Source organism: Clostridium prolinivorans (assembly GCF_004011155.1).
GTDB lineage: Bacteria > Bacillota > Clostridia > Clostridiales > Clostridiaceae > Clostridium_AT > Clostridium_AT prolinivorans.
Genome location: NZ_RJWG01000001.1, coordinates 513500 through 532236 on the forward strand (window position 1 = coordinate 513500; position 18737 = coordinate 532236).

The 18737-nt window shown below is 27.2% G+C and carries 19 protein-coding genes, 1 tRNA gene, 1 riboswitch and 2 other annotated features (1 of these 23 cut by a window edge); of the genes, 5 read left to right on the forward strand and 15 right to left on the reverse strand.

Annotated features, from left to right (window positions below):
- Nucleotides 1-81: 81 nt before the first annotated feature.
- Nucleotides 82-163 (forward strand) — tRNA-Leu (locus EGD97_RS02525).
- A gap of 186 nt (nt 164-349) precedes the next feature.
- Here EGD97_RS02525 and EGD97_RS12670 read toward each other — a convergent pair.
- The 6 genes from EGD97_RS12670 to EGD97_RS02545 all read right to left on the reverse strand — a co-directional run bounded on the left by EGD97_RS12670 (nt 350) and on the right by EGD97_RS02545 (nt 3798).
- Nucleotides 350-484 (reverse strand): hypothetical protein, encoded by a 135-nt coding sequence (locus EGD97_RS12670; RefSeq protein WP_265936965.1) that lies wholly within the window; start codon nt 482-484, stop codon nt 350-352.
- Between the two features lie 15 nt (nt 485-499).
- Nucleotides 500-625 carry a hypothetical protein gene (locus EGD97_RS12675; RefSeq protein WP_265936966.1) on the reverse strand — a complete coding sequence of 42 codons (126 nt, stop codon included), beginning with the start codon at nt 623-625 and terminating at the stop codon, nt 500-502.
- 18 nt (nt 626-643) lie between these two features.
- Nucleotides 644-775 (reverse strand): CPC_1213 family protein, encoded by a 132-nt coding sequence (locus tag EGD97_RS12680; RefSeq protein ID WP_127836419.1) that lies wholly within the window; start codon nt 773-775, stop codon nt 644-646.
- 87 nt (nt 776-862) lie between these two features.
- Nucleotides 863-1828: an acyl-CoA dehydratase activase gene (locus EGD97_RS02535; RefSeq protein WP_127836420.1), complete on the reverse strand. Its 966-nt coding sequence runs from the start codon at nt 1826-1828 to the stop codon at nt 863-865.
- Entirely contained in the window at nt 1809-2906 is a 1098-nt protein-coding gene (locus EGD97_RS02540; RefSeq protein WP_078681404.1) for a 2-hydroxyglutaryl-CoA dehydratase, read from the reverse strand. Before EGD97_RS02540 ends, EGD97_RS02535 begins: the two co-directional genes overlap by 20 nt.
- Nucleotides 2878-3798, reverse strand: a complete 921-nt coding sequence (locus EGD97_RS02545) for an acyl-CoA dehydratase activase-related protein (RefSeq protein WP_127836421.1) — start codon at nt 3796-3798, stop codon at nt 2878-2880. Before EGD97_RS02545 ends, EGD97_RS02540 begins: the two co-directional genes overlap by 29 nt.
- Nucleotides 3799-3960: 162 nt before the next feature.
- Nucleotides 3961-4166: a binding site (T-box leader), on the forward strand.
- A 48-nt stretch (nt 4167-4214) separates the two neighbouring features.
- On the opposite strand from EGD97_RS02545, the gene proS reads away from it, so the two are divergent.
- Nucleotides 4215-5657: a proline--tRNA ligase gene (gene proS / locus EGD97_RS02550; RefSeq protein WP_078681402.1), complete on the forward strand. Its 1443-nt coding sequence runs from the start codon at nt 4215-4217 to the stop codon at nt 5655-5657.
- 143 nt (nt 5658-5800) lie between these two features.
- Here proS and EGD97_RS02555 read toward each other — a convergent pair whose 3' ends face one another.
- From EGD97_RS02555 to pflB, 7 genes are all read right to left on the reverse strand, one after another.
- Nucleotides 5801-6481, reverse strand: coding sequence for a ribonuclease H-like domain-containing protein (locus tag EGD97_RS02555; protein WP_127836422.1), 681 nt, complete (start codon nt 6479-6481; stop codon nt 5801-5803).
- 16 nt (nt 6482-6497) lie between these two features.
- On the reverse strand, nt 6498-7226 hold the full coding sequence (locus EGD97_RS02560) for an HAD-IB family hydrolase (RefSeq protein WP_078681400.1): 729 nt from the start codon (nt 7224-7226) through the stop codon (nt 6498-6500).
- 126 nt (nt 7227-7352) lie between these two features.
- Nucleotides 7353-8201, reverse strand: a complete 849-nt coding sequence (locus EGD97_RS02565) for a MetQ/NlpA family ABC transporter substrate-binding protein (protein ID WP_127836423.1) — start codon at nt 8199-8201, stop codon at nt 7353-7355.
- A gap of 31 nt (nt 8202-8232) precedes the next feature.
- Nucleotides 8233-8889 carry a methionine ABC transporter permease gene (locus EGD97_RS02570; protein WP_078681398.1) on the reverse strand — a complete coding sequence of 219 codons (657 nt, stop codon included), beginning with the start codon at nt 8887-8889 and terminating at the stop codon, nt 8233-8235.
- Nucleotides 8879-9847, reverse strand: a complete 969-nt coding sequence (locus tag EGD97_RS02575; protein WP_078681397.1) for a methionine ABC transporter ATP-binding protein — start codon at nt 9845-9847, stop codon at nt 8879-8881. Before EGD97_RS02575 ends, EGD97_RS02570 begins: the two co-directional genes overlap by 11 nt.
- An 89-nt stretch (nt 9848-9936) precedes the next feature.
- A riboswitch (SAM riboswitch) is annotated at nt 9937-10047 on the reverse strand.
- A gap of 267 nt (nt 10048-10314) precedes the next feature.
- The gene (gene pflA, locus EGD97_RS02580) at nt 10315-11040 is read right to left on the reverse strand and encodes a pyruvate formate-lyase-activating protein (RefSeq protein WP_078681396.1); all 726 of its coding nucleotides are present in this window, start codon (nt 11038-11040) and stop codon (nt 10315-10317) included.
- 121 nt (nt 11041-11161) lie between these two features.
- Nucleotides 11162-13384, reverse strand: a complete 2223-nt coding sequence (pflB, locus tag EGD97_RS02585) for a formate C-acetyltransferase (protein ID WP_078681395.1) — start codon at nt 13382-13384, stop codon at nt 11162-11164.
- Nucleotides 13385-13715: 331 nt separating this feature from the next.
- Between pflB and EGD97_RS02590 the strand changes: the two genes are divergently transcribed.
- The 3 genes from EGD97_RS02590 to EGD97_RS02600 are packed head-to-tail and all read left to right on the forward strand — an operon-like array spanning nt 13716 to nt 15917.
- Nucleotides 13716-13946 carry a FeoA family protein gene (locus EGD97_RS02590; protein ID WP_078681394.1) on the forward strand — a complete coding sequence of 77 codons (231 nt, stop codon included), beginning with the start codon at nt 13716-13718 and terminating at the stop codon, nt 13944-13946.
- A gap of 36 nt (nt 13947-13982) precedes the next feature.
- On the forward strand, nt 13983-15755 hold the full coding sequence (gene feoB, locus EGD97_RS02595; protein ID WP_127836424.1) for a ferrous iron transport protein B: 1773 nt from the start codon (nt 13983-13985) through the stop codon (nt 15753-15755).
- Between the two features lie 15 nt (nt 15756-15770).
- Nucleotides 15771-15917, forward strand: coding sequence for a FeoB-associated Cys-rich membrane protein (locus tag EGD97_RS02600; RefSeq protein WP_078681392.1), 147 nt, complete (start codon nt 15771-15773; stop codon nt 15915-15917).
- Nucleotides 15918-15958: 41 nt separating this feature from the next.
- Here the strand turns inward: EGD97_RS02600 and EGD97_RS02605 are convergent, their stop codons facing one another.
- The gene (locus tag EGD97_RS02605) at nt 15959-16747 is read right to left on the reverse strand and encodes a ribonuclease H-like domain-containing protein (RefSeq protein ID WP_078681391.1); all 789 of its coding nucleotides are present in this window, start codon (nt 16745-16747) and stop codon (nt 15959-15961) included.
- A 148-nt stretch (nt 16748-16895) separates the two neighbouring features.
- Complete coding sequence (gene argS, locus EGD97_RS02610; RefSeq protein ID WP_078681390.1) at nt 16896-18599, reverse strand: arginine--tRNA ligase; 1704 nt, start codon at nt 18597-18599, stop codon at nt 16896-16898.
- 60 nt (nt 18600-18659) lie between these two features.
- Nucleotides 18660-18737 (reverse strand) — a binding site (T-box leader); it runs 133 nt beyond the window's last position.

Genomic DNA, 18737 nt, shown 5'->3' on the forward strand with positions numbered 1-18737 from the left:
CTTTTAAATATTTTAATTTTTTAAATTCCTTTTCTATTGCATTTTTTTTTAAACTATGTTAGTATTATTTATGTAATTTTTGCCGATGTGGCGGAACGGCAGACGCACTCGACTCAAAATCGAGCGGGAAACCATGTGGGTTCAAATCCCACCATCGGCACCATAAATATTATAAAATAAAGACTAGCATCGCTAGTCTTTATTTTATAATATTTAATAAGTTTCATTAAGTGTTCTTCTGCGTGGTCCTTTTTCTTCTTTTTCTTCTCTAATATCAACTCTATTGGGTTCTTTATTCTTTGCTTTATGCTTATTTTTTTCTTTAGTCAATTTTAAACTCTCCTTTATTTTATATTATAGGCTTCCCATTAAAATCTTCAAATGTAGATGGATTTTTTTTATTGTTAAGTCTTCCCTTTGGTCTATCTAATTCATTTTTCTTGTTTTCTTTATTATTTGCTTTACTGTTTTTCTTATTAGTCATAGTATATACACCTCTTTATTCTATTCCATTAATTAATCCTTGTGTTTTATGCTTTTTCATTTCATCTTCATGAATAAGCTCTGGTTTCGATGGCTTTTTATTTTCCTTCTTAGTGGATTTTTTAGTTTCCCTATGTGTCATGATTATTCACCTCTTTATTTAATGTTTTTTCCCTGGATCATCAAATACTGCTCTAGAACTTTCAGCTTGAGGATCATGTTTTATATTTTTCTTTTTAAATCTCCCGTCTTCTTTTTTATTATTAAAAGTAACTTTCATTTTATTTTGCATATTTAACTCCCCTTTCATTTATTAGATTTTCCAGTAAAAAAGCTTTTATTCTTAATAAATTATTACATTTTAATAAAACTATATATTTTAAGCTCCTAAGTTCTCTGTTTTAGAAGAGTATCTCCCGCATCTATCTCCAAAACATCCAATAGTAAAATTATCTTCTTTAATTTCAGCTACCTCGCACCTATTAGGGCAAAATTCACATTCAAAACTTACAGTCTTAAAATCTCTATCTGCAATATTAAATCCTCTAAAATTAGATCTCCCTTTTTTATATACAGCATCTTTAGCAATTATAGCTGCACCTATTGCTCCCATCATGTTATAATGTTTAGGTACAATTACTTCAAAACCTAAATTTGACTCAAAAGCAGCTTTCATACCTTTATTAGCTGCAACTCCTCCTTGAAAAAATACTTTTTCTTTTATATCTTTACCTTTTCCAACATTATTTAAATAATTTCTTACTAATGCTTCACACAATCCTCTTATTATATCTGATGCATTATATCCAAGCTGTTGTTTATGTATCATATCAGATTCCGCAAACACTGCACATCTGCCTGCAATTCTAACAGGATTTTGTGACATAAGCGCATATTCACCAAAATGTTCTATAGGTATATCCAATCTTTCAGCTTGCCTGTCTAAAAAAGAACCTGTTCCTGCTGCACATACTGTATTCATAGCAAAATCAGTAACTACTCCATTATTTAGTATTATAATTTTTGAGTCTTGTCCTCCAATTTCAATTATAGTTTTTACATCTTTATCCATAGAAAGTGCTGCTACTGCATGAGCAGTTATTTCGTTTTTAACTGCATCTCCACCAATAAGAGATGAACAAATATGTCTTCCACTTCCAGTAGTACCAACTCCTAATATATCCTTATCACTAAATTTATTTTTCAAAATTTTAAATCCTTCCTGTATAGCATTAATTGGTCTACCTTTTGTTTTTAAATAAATTTTTTCTACTACATTCATATTTTCATCTAAAACTACTAAATCCGTACTAACGGAACCAACATCAACTCCCAAATAATACATTATCTTTTCTCCTTTCAAGTAAATCTAAAAAAGCTTCAATTCTTGTATCAAACCCAGCTTCACCTGTCATTTCATCTACTACTAAAGTCATTATAGGAAAATCTTCATTTTTTGATATACTTGGTAAAATTGCTTTTGATACAATTTCCGGCATACATCCTACAGGGAATATTTGAATTGCTCCATGAAAATTATCTTTTTTAGAAAGTACAGCTTCACCTATACATTCTTGTGCATGGCCTCCAATGCCTAAACTTAAATATTCCCTGCTTGCTTTTTTTATATTTAATGAATTAATTTTAAGTGGTTTAAGAATTGTATCTTTTAACCACCAGCTTGGTGATAATCTTCTTTTGCTGCATACTCCATAATCCATTAATTTATCTTCAATATATAAATTAGAAAAAGGTTCTATGATAGTATATATCTCTCCAATTATAGCTACTTTTATTGGATTTTTATTTTTGTCTATATTTATCTTATCTAATTTAGCTTTATATTTTTTTAATATTAACAAAGTATCTAAACTGTTTTTAGAGTTTAATGCATCTTTTTTACAATTGTTTAAAATTTTTTTACATTCCCCTCTATTTAATTCATAACCTGCTAGATAATGGGCTTTATCTTCTATTTCATCTATTAAATTTATAATTTTATATGCATTATATAAAGCTTTTAATTTTTCTGATTTAGATTTTTTACTAATTTCTCCTATTTTATTTATCCTATTTAAAAGCTCTTTTAATCCTATATCTTTAGGAGAATCTATAACAATAAAATCTAAATCATAACCCAATTTTTTTAATAAATTAATCTGCATTTCACAATATTCTCCAAATCTGCAAGGACCACAGCTTCCTGTTATTATTATAGTGTCTGCTCCCATTTCTATACTTTGTATGTAATTGCCTATCATAATTTTAAAAGGAAGACAAATCTCTTCTGGTGAGTAATAAGATCCTATTTCAAGAGCCTTTTTATTACTCATAGGTGGAATGACATAATCTATGCCTAAATCATCAAATAATGATTTTGCTGCAATATATACGTTACCCAAGTGTGGAAATGTAATTTTCATATTGAATTCTCCTTTCAAGCATATCTTTATAAGCTTCTAATCTAGTATCAACTCCTGCTTCTCCAGTATGTTCATCTACTTTTAAAACTAACATTGGAACCGCACCTATTCTATCTTTTATAAGCTCTAAAATAACTGAATCTATTCCACATGCAAAAGAAGATATATATACTATTCCATTAATTTTGTTATTTTTAGATAAATATGAAGCAACACCATATGAATTTCTTGCAAAAGTCCAAAATGGCTTTTTATATAACTTTTTTATTTCTTTATCTATAAATTGATTTTCTATATTTTCTTCAGTAATAACTCCTATACCTAATCTATTAAGTTTCTTTACTACATTCATATTTATAAAATCGTCATATACATTATATGGATGGCCTAATAAAGCTACATTAATATCATAACCTTCATCTTTAATTCCTATTTTAAAGTCATTTTGAATTTTTAAAGCATATTCATAAGCTTTTTTTATTTTATTATTATCTTTTGTAATCATTTTTCCAGCTTTTTTAGCAAAATTAAATAATTCCTCTTTGTTAAAAGCATATATAGGGGTATCAATTATTTTAGGTAAATTAGATATACTGTTTATTACCATCTCGGGTAGTCCGCAAAACTTAGGACATATATATTCGCCTTCTCTAATTTGCATTATACGTGGTATTAATAAAATATCACATTTATCTTTAAGTTCAGCTACATGACCGTGAAAAATTTTAATAGGAAGGCAGGCTTCATCTACACAATATTTAACTCCTTCATTTAAAATATTTTTATTTGTATCATCTGATGTTATAATTTCTGCATCTAAACTCTTAAAAAAACTATAAAAAAAAGGATAATATTTACAATATAAAAGACCTTTTGGTATACCAACTCTCATAACTACCTCCAAAATAATTTCTATATTTATTAAATGTTTCCATATTTCCAAATAATATACCGATATAAATAAAATATTTGTATATTATAAAAATTTAGTTTACAAATTATTATTGACAGGATATATCTTTTGCTTTATGATATTTTTGGTATATAATTATATAATTAAACTATGAAGAGGAATAGTAAAAATAAAGGCTTTTACAGAGAGGAAGTTATATGGTGTGAGACTTCTAAAGCTATATTTTGAACCCGCCTTAGAGTTCTGCAATATATAAAAATTGCAGCGGATTCTACCGTTATAGAATTTAAGTTGGATGTTTTTACATCAATTAGGGTGGTACCGCCGATACAGCCTCGGTCCCTTTTGGGATTGAAGGCTTTTATTTTTAAAAATTTAGGAAGGAGAATATAACTATGGCTAAAGAAAATGGAAAAAAGTTAGTTGAAGCAATAACTTCTATGGATGAAGATTTTGCTAAATGGTATACAGATGTAGTAAAAAAAGCAGAACTTGTAGATTATGCAAGTGTCAGAGGATGTATGGTTATACGTCCTTATGGTTATGCTATATGGGAAAATATACAAAAAACTTTGGATTCTATGTTTAAAGAAACTGGCCATGAAAATGTATATATGCCAATGTTTATCCCAGAATCGCTTCTTCAAAAAGAAGCTGATCATGTAGAAGGTTTTGCTCCTGAAGTTGCTTGGGTAACACATGGAGGAAATCAAGAGTTAACAGAAAGGCTTTGTGTTCGTCCAACTTCTGAAACATTATTTTGTGATCATTATTCAAAAATAATAGAATCTTACAAAGACTTGCCAAAATTATATAATCAATGGTGTTCAGTTGTAAGATGGGAAAAAACTACAAGACCATTTCTTCGTACATTAGAATTTTTATGGCAAGAAGGTCATACTGCTCATGCTACAGCAGAAGAAGCTCAAGAAGAAACTATTAAAATGTTAAATATTTATGCCAAATTTTGTGAAGAATATTTAGCTATACCTGTAATTAAAGGACAAAAGACTGATAAAGAAAAATTTGCTGGTGCAGAAGCTACTTATACTATAGAAAGTTTAATGCATGATGGTAAGGCTCTTCAATGTGGTACATCACACAATTTTGGTAATGGTTTTGCAAAAGCTTTTAATATTCAATACACTGATAAAAATGGAAAACTTCAATATGTTCATCAAACTTCTTGGGGAATAACCACGCGACTTATAGGTGCTATTATAATGGTTCATGGAGATGATAGCGGTCTTGTTTTACCTCCAAAGATTGCTCCAACTCAAATAATAATAGTTCCTATAGCTATGCACAAACCTGGTGTTTTAGATAAAGCTAACGAACTTAAAAACAGACTTTCTAAAATTGCAAGAGTTAAAATGGATGATAGTGATAAAATGCCTGGCTGGAAATTTAGTGAATATGAAATGAAAGGAATTCCTCTTCGTATTGAAATTGGTCCAAAGGATATAGAAAATAATCAAGTAGTTTTAGTAAGAAGAGATAATAGAGAAAAAATAATTATTTCTCTTGACGAATTAGAAACTAAAATTCCTGTAGTACTTGAAGATATTCAAAAATCCCTTTTTGAAAAAGCAAAAGAATCTCAAAAATCAAAAACAAATACAGCTACTAATTTAGAAGAGTTTAAAAATATTTTAGATAAAAATTCAGGATTTATTAAAGCTATGTGGTGCGGAGATAGAGCTTGTGAAGATAAAATTAAAGAGGAAACTTCTGCTACTTCAAGATGCATTCCTTTTGAGCAGGAACATATAGATGATACATGTGTATGTTGTAAAAAGCCTGCTAAAAAATTGGTTTATTGGGGAAAGGCATATTAATTTAAATTAATATATGTTAAAAAATACATAAATGCTTTAAATAAATTAAATAAGTTAAAACCATGCATAAAAATCTTTTTTGTGCATGGTTTTAACTTATTTATATAATTGCATAAATATTTATTTTTATTAAAATACATAATTTAATCTTCTATAACTTTGTTATTTTCTTTTTCACACATAATAAATTTATCCCAATTAATATATATTTGAAAAAGACTTACCACATCTTGCTGATTATAAAGTAATATTTTTTCCTTCTTTTTTTCAGGTATTCTATTTATATAATCTTTATCTTTTATAATTTTATTAAAAGTTTTAGCTAAATTAGCTCCGCTTATAAGTTCACTAGATCTTATTATTTCAAAATTTTTTTCAAGTGTTTTAAGACCTATTGAAGTTTTTTTAGCTTTTTCATACTCCTTTTGTAAATCTATACTTATAAAATAATCTTCCACTTTAAAATTAAATTTATATTTTTGAAATAAATAATTTATAACAGTAAAATCATTATTTCCAGAAAATGTAACAATATATTTTTTATTATAGTTTTTAATCATATTATTAAAATAATTTTTAGCTAAAATTAATATATCATAAGAATCATTGCTGTTTTCTATCATATATTGTGTTACATTTAATGTTTTTTCATTTTCATCATAATAAGAGCAGCCAAAAACTCCAATACATATAGGTTTTTTATACACATAATGTTCTAAATCAAAAAATAAAGCATCTTTATATAAATCTTTCTTATTATTAAAGTTTAATGAAAATTCACAATCAAATTTATCAATATATATTTTATTTTCTCTAGTAATCACCAATAACCACTCTTTTCTAAAACTGAATTAAATCTGGAGTTAATTTATAAATCATATCTTTCCTTTCTACTACAATTATAGCTTTTTTACTAATTTCCTCGTGTTCTTTTACCTTTTTAACAAGTTCTTTTGTAGGATTTACACAAATTGGAAACCCTACAAGCTCAAACATAGAAAAATCCCCTGCTGTATCTCCATAAGCATAGCTTTTTTCAAGGTCTATATTATATTTGTCCATAAACTCCATTATAGCTTTTTTCTTACTTCTACTATCCCACATAGGTACAACTTCACCTGTATACATATTATTTTCGTCAAGCTTATATAAAGCTCCTTTATAATCATCAAAACCATATTTAAGTGCCATCTCTTTTACAAGTTCTATAGGACTTCCTGATATAGTTATAAGCATATGTCCTTGCTCTTTATGCCACTTAATTCTATCTCTAGTAAAAGTATATACTCTATCTCCTTTTTGCTTTACTACATTTTTAGCTATAAATTCTACCTGAGATTTATGAAGACCTTTTATTGCTTCAATGTATATATCTGCCATTTTTAATAGATAATTATCATAATTACCTTGTCTTTTATCATATTTTTGATATTCTGGTCTTACTTCATTATACCATCTTTTTTCCTCTATTATTTCATATTTTACTAGTTTTTTAAATATTTCCGCAATAAGCCCTTCCCTATATAAGGTACCATCAATATCAAAAAATGCTCCAATATTTTTATTCATATTAATCCTCCATTATACCCTTTATTAATATAATATTATAAAAGTTAATATAATGCTATTATTTTTATACAATAAGTATACCCAATTTATATATAAAATAAAAAAGTAGACAGTAAAGTCTACTTTCTAAAATGCAGGAATAACACTGCTTTTATATTTATCTTCTATAAATTTTTTAACTTCTGGTGAAGTAAGAGCTTTAGATAAAGCTTGAATATATGGCTTGTCTTTATCTTCTTTTCTTACTGCAAGTATATTATTATATGGATTATCCTTTGTAGATTCTATTATATGCTTTCCTTCAGAATTTACAATAGAATCAGTATTTGGAGTTAATCCTGAGGACATTGCATAGTTAGAATTAATAACAGCGGCATCAAAGTCAACAAGACTTCTTGGAATTTGTGCTGCATCAACTTCTTTTATTTGAATATTTTTAGTATTTGAAGCTTTATCTATATCAAGCTTTGTAACTAATTCTCCTTCTTTAAGTTTAAATAATCCTTGTGATTCAAGAAGTCTTAAAGCTCTAGCTTCATTTGTTGAGTCATTAGGAACAGCTATAACAGCTCCATCTTTTAATTCATCTAAACTTTTTATTTTCTTTGAATACAAAGCTATTGGTTCTAAATGTACTTTAACTGTATATGTTAAATCTAAATTTTTCTCTTTAATCATATTGTTTAGATAAGGTTCATGTTGGAAATAGTTTGCATCTAGTTCTCCATCAGCAAGAGCAGTATTTGGAAGAACATAATCTGTATATTCTATTATTTCAAGCTTATATCCTTGTTTTTCTAATAATGGTTTAACAGCACCTTCTAATATTTCTTTATGAGGTACTGCAGTTGCACCAACTTTTATTACTTTTTTATCTTCTACTTTAGTTTCTTTAGATGTATCCTTTTGCGTAGAACATCCTGATAATCCAGATATTAATAGTGCTGATAAAATAATACTTAATATTTTTTTCATATAAAAACCTCCTAATTTTATTAATTTATTTTTATTTAGATAATTTTTTATAAGCATAATTGCCTAAGCTTTGAAATACTTGTACAACTATTATAAGTATAATAATTGTATAAATCATTATATCGGTTTTAAACCTTAAATATCCATATTTATATGCTATATCTCCAAGGCCACCTGCTCCAATAGTTCCAGCCATGGCAGAATAACCAATAACACTTATAACTGTTAAAGTTATTCCTAAAATTATAGATGGGAGTGCTTCTTTTAACATTACTTTAAATATTATTTGAAAATTATTTGCTCCAATAGATTTTGCAGCTTCAATTATTCCTGGATCTACTTCTTTTAAAGCAGATTCTATAACCCTTGCTGCAAAAGGCGCCGCACCTATAGTTAATGGTACAATTGCTGCATTTATTCCTATAGATGTTCCAACTAAAAATCTTGTTAATGGAATTACAGCTATCATAAGTATAACAAATGGAAAAGATCTTAATAAATTTATTATTAAATCTAATATTTTATATACAGCTTTATTAGGACTTAATCCTTTATCATCAGTAATAACTAATATTATAGCTGGTATAAATCCTATAATTACAGCAAGCAAAGTTGATATAATTACCATATAGAGTGTTTCACCAAGACCTCTTAAAAGTATTTCTAAAATTAATTCTTTAATTGTCATTTTTTATGACCTCCCAGCTGATTTCATGTTTTTTTAAATATTCGAATATTCTATCTTCGTATTTATCATCTGTATTTATAACAAGACTTCCTAATACATCTTCTTTAAATTTTTCAAGTTTGCCCCAAACTATAGAAAAATCGATATTTAGTTCTCTTGCCATGGAGGTTATAATAGTTCTTTCACTTAATTCTTTTGGGAAAAATATTTTTATATTTGATCCTTTTTTAGGCAATACTTCTTCTTCTCCCATTAAGTCCTTTAATTCATCACTAGGTTTTAAAAACAGTTCATCTACTTTTCCTATTGCCTTAATTTCGCCTCCTTCCATAAGTGCTACCCTATCACAAACTTCTTTTACAACTTCCATTTGATGTGTTACTATAACAATAGTTATATTAAGTTTTTTATTTATATCTTTTAAAAGCTGTAATATAGATTTAGTAGTTTTAGGATCTAAAGCAGATGTAGCTTCATCACACAAAAGTATTTTAGGCTCTAAAGAAAGAGCTCTTGCAATAGCAACTCTTTGCTTTTGTCCTCCACTTAATTCTCTAGGATAGCTTTCCATTTTATCATAAAGCCCAACCAAATTGAGTAGATTTTTTACTTTTTCTTCTATTTCATTTTTTTCTACTCCCCAAATTTTAAGCGGAAGTGCAACATTATCATAAACATTAGATCTATTTAAAAGATTAAAATTTTGGAATATCATTCCAAGCTCTTTTCTATGTTCTCTAAGTTTTGATGAAGTTAAGTTTTTTACTTCTTTCCCCATAACAGTAATACTTCCTTCATCATAACTTTCAAGACCATTTAAACATCTTAAAAGAGTTGATTTTCCTGCACCGCTATGTCCTACTATTCCGAATATTTCTCCTTGATTAACGCTCAAACTTATTGATTTTAAAACTTTTGTATTTGCAAAACTTTTAGAAACTTTATATACATTTATCATCCATTTTCCTCCATTTCATATGTACTAACTTTTTAAAATTAAAATAAAAAAACCCGAGGGAACCTCGGGTCAGCATTATATCCCTTATTTCCTCATCTTTCAGTATTGCAAAAGCAATACTGCAGGAATTGGCACCATTGTATTAAAATACCGGTTGCCGGGCTTCATAGGGCCAGTCCCTCCACCTCTCTTGATAAGATTAATAAATTCTATTTACTTGTTTTAACATATAAAATAGGACCTTATCTTTGCATTGATTTAATTATAATAACATTTATTGTATATGTCAATATTAAAACTACAATAAATTATAATTTTTTACTTTCTCTATCTGCTAAAAATCTGCTAAAAAATTTATTTAAAATCTTATTTAACAAATTATAAAAGCAGATAATAATGCAGTTTTACCAGTAATATTTATATATACAGGTTTAATTAAAAAATAAAAAACTATTTGAAAATTTTTTCTAATTGTCAGCTTTTTCTCTATCTATAAGAATTTTTTCTAACTCTTTTACTTTTTCTTTATCCATAGGTTCTACATTTTCTAATCTATACTTAATGCCTAATTTTTTATATTTTTCTACTCCTAATGTATGGTAAGGCAATAATTCTATCTTTTCAACATTATTAATAGATTTTATTATTTCTTTTAATTTTTCTATATGTTCTTCTGAGTCAGTTATCCCAGGAACCACTACATGTCTAACCCATACTTTTACATTAGTTTTATTAAGTGATTCTAAAAATTTATCAAATCCAGATTTACTACTACCTGTAAGTTTTCTATAACCATTATCATCTATATGTTTTATATCTAATAATACTAAATCTGTATATTTTAATATTTCATCATATTCACCAAACCCATATCCTGCAGTATCTATCGCTGTATTAATACCTTGTTCTTTACATAATTTTAGCATTTCAAGTAAAAACTCTGGTTGAAGCAGGGGCTCACCTCCAGAAAAGGTAACACCACCTCCAGAACGTTCAAAATATGGCCTATATCTCATAATTTTCTTTAAAAGTTCTTCAGATGTTATTTCAGTTCCACCATCTAAATTCCAAGTGTCTGGATTATGACAATAAGCACATCTTAATTTGCATCCTTGTAAAAATACAACTGTTCTAACTCCAGGTCCATCTACCAAACCCATACTTTCTATTGAATGTACCTTTCCTTTTAGCATAAAATCCCCTCCTTTGTATAAATCTAAAATAAACCAATCTAATTAATTTTTCAAGTAAAAAAATATTTAATATATTAATCTTAAAGCTCCTCTAAACCTAAGGTTTAGAGGAGCACTGCAATTACATTTTTTCATGAAATGTTCTTTTTATTACTTCCTTTTGTTGTGCTTTAGTTAATCTATTAAAATTAACAGCATATCCAGATACTCTTATTGTTAATGTTGGATATTTTTCTGGATGTTCCATAGCATCCATTAATGTTTCTCTATTTAGTACATTTACATTTAAATGATGAGCATCTTGAGCAAAATATCCATCAAGTAATGCTACAAGATTATTTATTCTAGAATCATTGTCTTTTCCTAATGCATCTGGAAGTATAGAAAATGTATTGGATACCCCATCTTGACAAGATTCATATGGAATTTTTGCAACTGAATTAAGTGAAGCAAGGGCACCTTCTATATCTCTACCATGCATTGGATTAGCTCCAGGTGCAAATGGTTCTCCTGCTTTTCTTCCATCAGGTGTTGCTCCAGTTTTCTTACCATAAACAACATTTGAAGTTATAGTTAATATAGATAATGTATGCTCAGCATCTCTATAAGTTGGATATTTTTTTAATTCATTTGAAAATTTTTCAACTAATTCTACAGCTATTTTATCAGCTCTATCATCGTCATTTCCATATTTAGGGAAATCGCCTTCAATTTCAAAATCAACAGTTATTCCATTTTCTCTTATTGGTCTAACTTTTGCATATTTTATAGCACTTAATGAATCTACAGCAACTGAAAGTCCAGCTATACCAAAAGCCATAAGTCTTTCTACCTTTGTATCATGTAATGCCATTTGTGCTGCTTCATAGGCATATTTATCATGCATAAAATGAATTACATTCATTGTATTTACATATAATTCACTTACATATTCAAGAACTTTATTATAATTTTCTAATACTTTATTGTAGTCTAACACTTCATCAGTTATTGGTTCAAGTCCTGGAACAATTTTCAATCCTAGCTTTTCATCAACTCCACCATTTATTGCAAGAAGTAATGACTTAGCTAAATTGCATCTAGCTCCAAAAAACTGCATTTGCTTTCCAACTTTCATAGCTGATACACAACAAGCTATAGCATAATCATCACCATATATTGGTCTCATAACATCATCATTTTCATATTGAATTGAATCAGTAGCTATTGACATCTCAGCACAGAATTTTTTAAAGTTTTCAGGTAAATTTTGTGACCAAAGTACTGTCATATTTGGTTCTGGTGCTGTTCCAAGGTTTATTAAAGTGTGTAAATATCTATAAGAAGTTTTTGTAACAAGAGGTCTTCCATCAATACCTACACCGCCTATAGATTCAGTAACCCAAGTTGGATCTCCAGCAAATAATTCATTGTATTCAGGTGTTCTTAAATGTCTAGCAATTCTTAACTTAATTATAAATTGATCTACTATTTCCTGTGCTTCTTCTTCTGTTATTATTCCGTTTTGTAAATCTCTTTCTATATATATATCTAAGAATGTACTTGTTCTTCCAAGAGACATTGCAGCACCGTTATTTTCTTTTATAGCTGCTAAATATCCAAAATAAAGCCATTGAGCTGCTTCTTTTGCATTTTTAGCTGGCTCTGATATATCAAAGCCATAAGAAGCTGCCATATTCTTAATTTTCTCTAATGCTCTTATTTGTTCAGTAACTTCTTCTCTTAATCTTATTAATTCATCAAGCATTGTTCCTTTAAGATTCTTAAGATCTTTTTTCTTTTCTTCTATTAATCTATCTATTCCATAAAGTGTAATTCTTCTATAATCTCCTATTATTCTTCCTCTTCCATAAGCATCTGGAAGTCCAGTTAAAATTGATGCTTTTCTTGCAGCTCTCATTTCTTCTGTATAAGCGTCGAAAACACCTTGATTGTGAGTTTTCCTATATTTTGTAAAAATTTCATGCATCTTTTCATCTACTTTATATCCATAAGAATTTAAAGCACCTTCAGCCATTCTTATTCCGCCCCATGGATTTGTTATCCTTTTTAATGGTGCATCTGTTTGAAGACCTACTATAACTTCATTATCTTTATCTATATATCCAGGTTCATAGGCATCTATCCCTGATATAGTTTTTGTATCTACATCTAATATTCCTTTTTTAATTTCCTCTAATATTAACTTGCTGCATTTATCCCAAACTTTTTTAGTTTTATCTGTTGGTCCAACTAAAAAGCTTTTATCTCCTTCATAAACTGTATAATTTTTTTGAATGAAATCTCTTACATCTATTTCATTCATCCAATTGCCTTCTTTAAACCCTTCCCATTGCTTAAACATATTGCTTCACTCCTTATATCGTTTCTTTGTGATACTATTATACATCTTTTTTTAATCTGTATCAATAGTTTTTTTGTTATTTTATCTAGTTTTTTAAAATATTATATAACAGTTTTAATATCTGTTATATTTTATATCCCCTTTCTGTAATAATATAACTATATCATTTTTTTATAAAATTTAAAAGTAAAATAAATTTATATCTTTATTTATATATGTTTTGAAATTTTAAATTTAAATATTAATAATTTTAAAATAAATTATTGACATATATATTATAAAATGCTATTCTTTAGTTGAGAATAATTTTCATTAAGAGAGGGTGATATCAATGAGCATTTATGATTTAAAACCTGGTCAAATAGGATATATAAGTAATATTTCTGGAAATGATAAACTTGCTAAAAGACTTCTCGCTCTTGGAGCAATCGAAGGTACAGAAATAAAAGTAAAAAAAGCTGCTCCTCTTGGCGATCCAATAATTATAAATTTTAGGGGATTTGATTTAGCTATTAGAAAAAAAGATGCAAAAAATATAAAAATAAAAAATATAAAAATGTAATTTAAATATTTTTAATAATTAAAAGGAGTGGTTGTTATGATTACTGCAGCTTTGCTTGGAAACCCTAATGTAGGTAAAACTACTCTATTTAACTTACTTACTGGTTCTAATCAACATGTTGGTAATTGGCCTGGAGTTACAGTTGAAAAAAAAGAAGGTTATTTAGATAAAAATATTAAAATAGTAGACTTGCCTGGAATTTATGCTATGGATACTTATTCAAATGAAGAAAAAGTTGCAAAAGATTTTTTAAAAAATGGAAATGTAGATTTAATAATTAATATAGTAGATGCTTCAAATTTAAATAGAAATTTATATTTAACAATGCAATTAAAAGAATTTAATAAACCAATTGTATTAGTTTTAAATATGATAGATTCTGCTAAAGCAAAAGGAATTAAAATAGATTATTCTAAACTTTCAAAACAATTAGGAGTCACCGTTATTCCTATTATAGCTTCAAAAGGTAAAGGGATAAATGAACTTAAAGCCTTGCTTAAAAGTTCTGATTTTTTTAACTTTCCTATTGAGAATAATTATCATTTTAATAATGAAAAAGAAACTTATGAATATATAGATACCATTCTCTCTAATTCCATTACTTATACAAAAAAAACTATAAAAACAAAAACAGAAAAAATTGATGAAATTGTAATAAATAAAATTTTAGCCTACCCTATTTTTATAATAATCTTATTTTTTATTTTTCAATTTACTTTTAGTTGGGTAGGGCAACCTCTTGCTGATTTATTAGATAAATTATTAAATGATTATTTAGTACCTCAATTAGAAATTTTATTAAATAACAGTAGTCCATGGTTTAAATCTTTACTTATTGATGGTGTAATAGGAGGAGTTGGCTCTGTTATAGTTTTTCTACCTGTAATATTGGCATTGTTTTTATGCATATCCTTTTTAGAAGATAGCGGATATATGGCAAGAGTTGCTTTCATTATGGATAAAATAATAAAAAAAATGGGATTATCAGGTAAAGCTTTTATTCCTCTTATTATAGGATTTGGATGTTCCGTTCCAGGAGTTATGTCTGCAAGAACTTTAGAGAGTGAAAAAGATAGAAAACTTACAGCACTTATAGTTCCATTAATGTCTTGCAATGCAAGGCTTCCTGTTTATTTAGTTTTTGCTAATATATTTTTTAAAGGTCATGAAGCATTAGTAATAGGTTCTTTATATGCTCTTGGAATAATTATAGCTTTTATAATAGGCATAATATTTAAAAATACAATATTTAAAAAAGATGATGAACCTTTCATAATAGAACTTCCAGAATATAAGATGCCAGAAATAAAAAGTTTATTAATTCATACTTGGGAAAAAGGAAAAGGATTTTTAAAAAAAGCTGGAACTATAATATTCTCAATATCTGTAATTGTTTGGTTATTATCTAATTTTAATTTTAAAGGTATGACTGATATGGACATTAGCTTTATGGCCTACATAGGAAGACTTATAAGTCCAATATTTAAACCTTTAGGGTTTGCTTCTTGGCAAAATTCTGTATCTTTATTAGCTGGGATTATGGCTAAAGAAGTAGTTATAGGTACAATGGGGGTTATTTACGGTGGAGATTTATCACAAATGCTTCCTATTGTTTTTACTAAAATTTCAGCTTTTAGTTTTCTAGTGTTTGTATTACTATATACTCCTTGTATTTCTTTAATTGCTACAATGAAAAAAGAATATGGAACAAAAATGGCTTTGTTCTCAGTAACTTATCAATTTATTTTAGCTTGGATAGTATCATTTTTAGTATTTAATCTAGGTAATTTTTTAATTAAATTCTTATAAAGGAGTTAATGTATAATGGAAATAATTATAACAATTTTACTTTTAGCCCTAGCTATATTTATATTTTATAAAAATTTTAAAAAAAGCACTAAAGGAGAATGCAATTGCGGGAGTTGTTCATCAAGCTGCCCTATGTATAATAAAGAAAAAAATAAAAAGTAGGATTAAATCCTGCTTTTTATTAATAACTAATGTTAGCCATACTATTTAGCCATACTATTTAATTCAAAACTATCTGTATTACCTTTTAAAATAGCATTTATTATTTTTGATGCTGCCTTTTTAGATATTTTATCTATTTCAAAAGATATATCTATTTCATTTTTCTTTATTAAACTTTTTAAAAATCTCATCTGCTTTTCTGTAATACAATCTTCCCTAATCAAATTTTTACTATTTTCAACTTTATACACAAGATTAAAAATTTTAGGTAAATTTAAAACATCTTCATAATTATGAAGCATTATCAAATCTTTTAAATTATCATTTTTACTTTCTAGATATTTATAATATAAATCTACGCTCATACTTCCATCAATTTTATCTTCCCTATTAATTCCTAAAAATTTTTCAACAGTTTTTAAGTTACATCTTTCTAATCCCAGTTGTTTATAATAAGGTCTAATTAATCTATATAAATCTATATGTTCTTTAGGAATATCGAAATAAATATTATTCTTTTCCATTCTTTTTATTATAAATGGTTCGTCAAAAGCTAATCCATTATAAGAACACCATTTTTCAAATAATGCTAAATCATTTTTAAGAGCACATAATATTTCTACTTCATCAGTAAGTTCTTCTGCATAATATTGTTTTATATAAAACTCTCCATACTCATTAAAATATCCTAAAGATATAAGAATAATATAATCTTTATCTTTATCAAAACCCGTAGTTTCTATATCAAAATACGCTATATTATGCATATCATATTTATTAATTATAGATTTTTCTATTTTTATTTCATTTGTATATTCTTTTATAAACATTGCTTCCTCCTTCTATCAGGATTTTAAATGTCAGATCAATTGTCACATAAAATATTTTTAAAATAATTATACACTAAAATTAATAATTTTAAAATAAAAAAGATCCAATAGAGTTAATATTAACAAAACCCTATTAGACCTTTTTATTTTACATTTCTTCAACCACGTCTAATCCTATAAGCCATAAACCATTTTTAATCACTTGACAAGTTGCTTTAACTAAATTAAGTCTTCCATTCTTAACATCTTCATCTTTAGCATTTAATATACCGTGAGCATTATAAAATTTATTAAATGCTTTAGAAATTTCAATTATATGTCTTGTTATTATTGAAGGTTCTAATTTATCTAATGCTAAAAGTATAGCATCTTGAAATCTTGATATAAGCTTAACCAATTCAAATTCTTCGGAAGAATTTATTTTATCATAATTTACATATTTTATATCACTGCTAATTTCCCCTGCTTTTCTTAAAATACTCTTTCCTCTTGCATAAGTATATTGTACATATGGTCCAGTTTCTCCTTCAAAATTAAGCATTTCTTTCCAATCAAAAATTATTTCTCTTTCTCTGTTATTTTTAAGATAAGTAAATATTACCGCACCTATTCCTATTTTTTTAGCTGTTTCTTCTTTATTTTTAAGATTTGGATTTTTTTCATTTATTATTTCTAATGTTTTTGAAACAGCTTCATTTAGTAAATCATCAAGAAATATTACATCTCCCTTTCTTGTAGAAAGCTTTTTATCAGCAAATTTTACAAGTCCAAATCCTACATGAATTAAATTATCAGCCCACTTATGTCCCATAAGCTTTAATGTTGTAAATACTTGTTTAAAATGTAAAGATTGATCAGAACCAACTACATAAATACATTTATCAAAATCGTAAGTTTTTTTTCTATAAATTGCAGCAGCTAAATCCCTTGTAGCATAAATGCTTGCTCCATCTGCTTTTTTTATTATACAAGGCGGCATATTATAATCATCAAGCATAACTACTTTTGCGCCATTACTCTCTTTTAAAAGCCCTTTTTCTTCTATTTCTTTTACTACATCATCCATTTTATCCGTATAAAAACTTTCACCTGCATAAGAATCGAATTTAACATCTAAAGTTTCATAAAGCTTTGCAAATTCTTTCAAGCTTAAATCTTTAAATCTATTCCATAAAGCAACTTCTTCCTCGCATCCATCTTCTAACTTTTTAAAATACATTCTTCCCTCATCTTCAAGAGAAGGATCCTTTTCTGCTTCATCATGAAATTTTACATATATTCTTAAAAGTTCTTTTATAGGCTCTTTTTCAAGTTTTTCTTCATCTGCCCAGCCTTTTTTATAAGCAGCTATAAGTTTCCCAAATTGAGTTCCCCAATCTCCTAAATGATTTATTCCTATAGGGTTATATCCTTCAAAACCAAAAGCTCTATATAATGAATTTCCTATAACAGTAGTAAATAAATGACCTACATGAAATGGTTTTGCTATATTAGGCGAAGAATATTCTACTATAATATTTTTACCTTCTCCAATTTTAGAAGAACCATATTTATCTCCTTCTTTTAATACCTTTTCTATAGTTTCCTTTATAAATAAAGATTTATCCATAAAGAAATTAAGATAAGGTCCAAGATTTTCTATCTTTTCAAAGTATTCTTTATTTATTTTATTTTTTAAATCTTCTGCTATCATTTGAGGAGATTTCCTTAAAACTTTAGAAAGCTGAAAACAAGGGAACGCGAAATCTCCCATCTCTGGTCTTGGTGGAATTTCAATAAGTTTTTCTATTACATCAATCTCTAAATCTACACATTCTTTAATTCTTTCTGCAACTAACGCTTTATAATTCATATAATCATCTCCATCTATTATTTAATTTTAAATAATAAAAATTAAACCCATCTCTAAAAATATAGAGACGGGTATTATTACCGTGGTACCACTCTAGTTGATATGAAAAACATATCCACTTAAAACTTTAACGCAGTT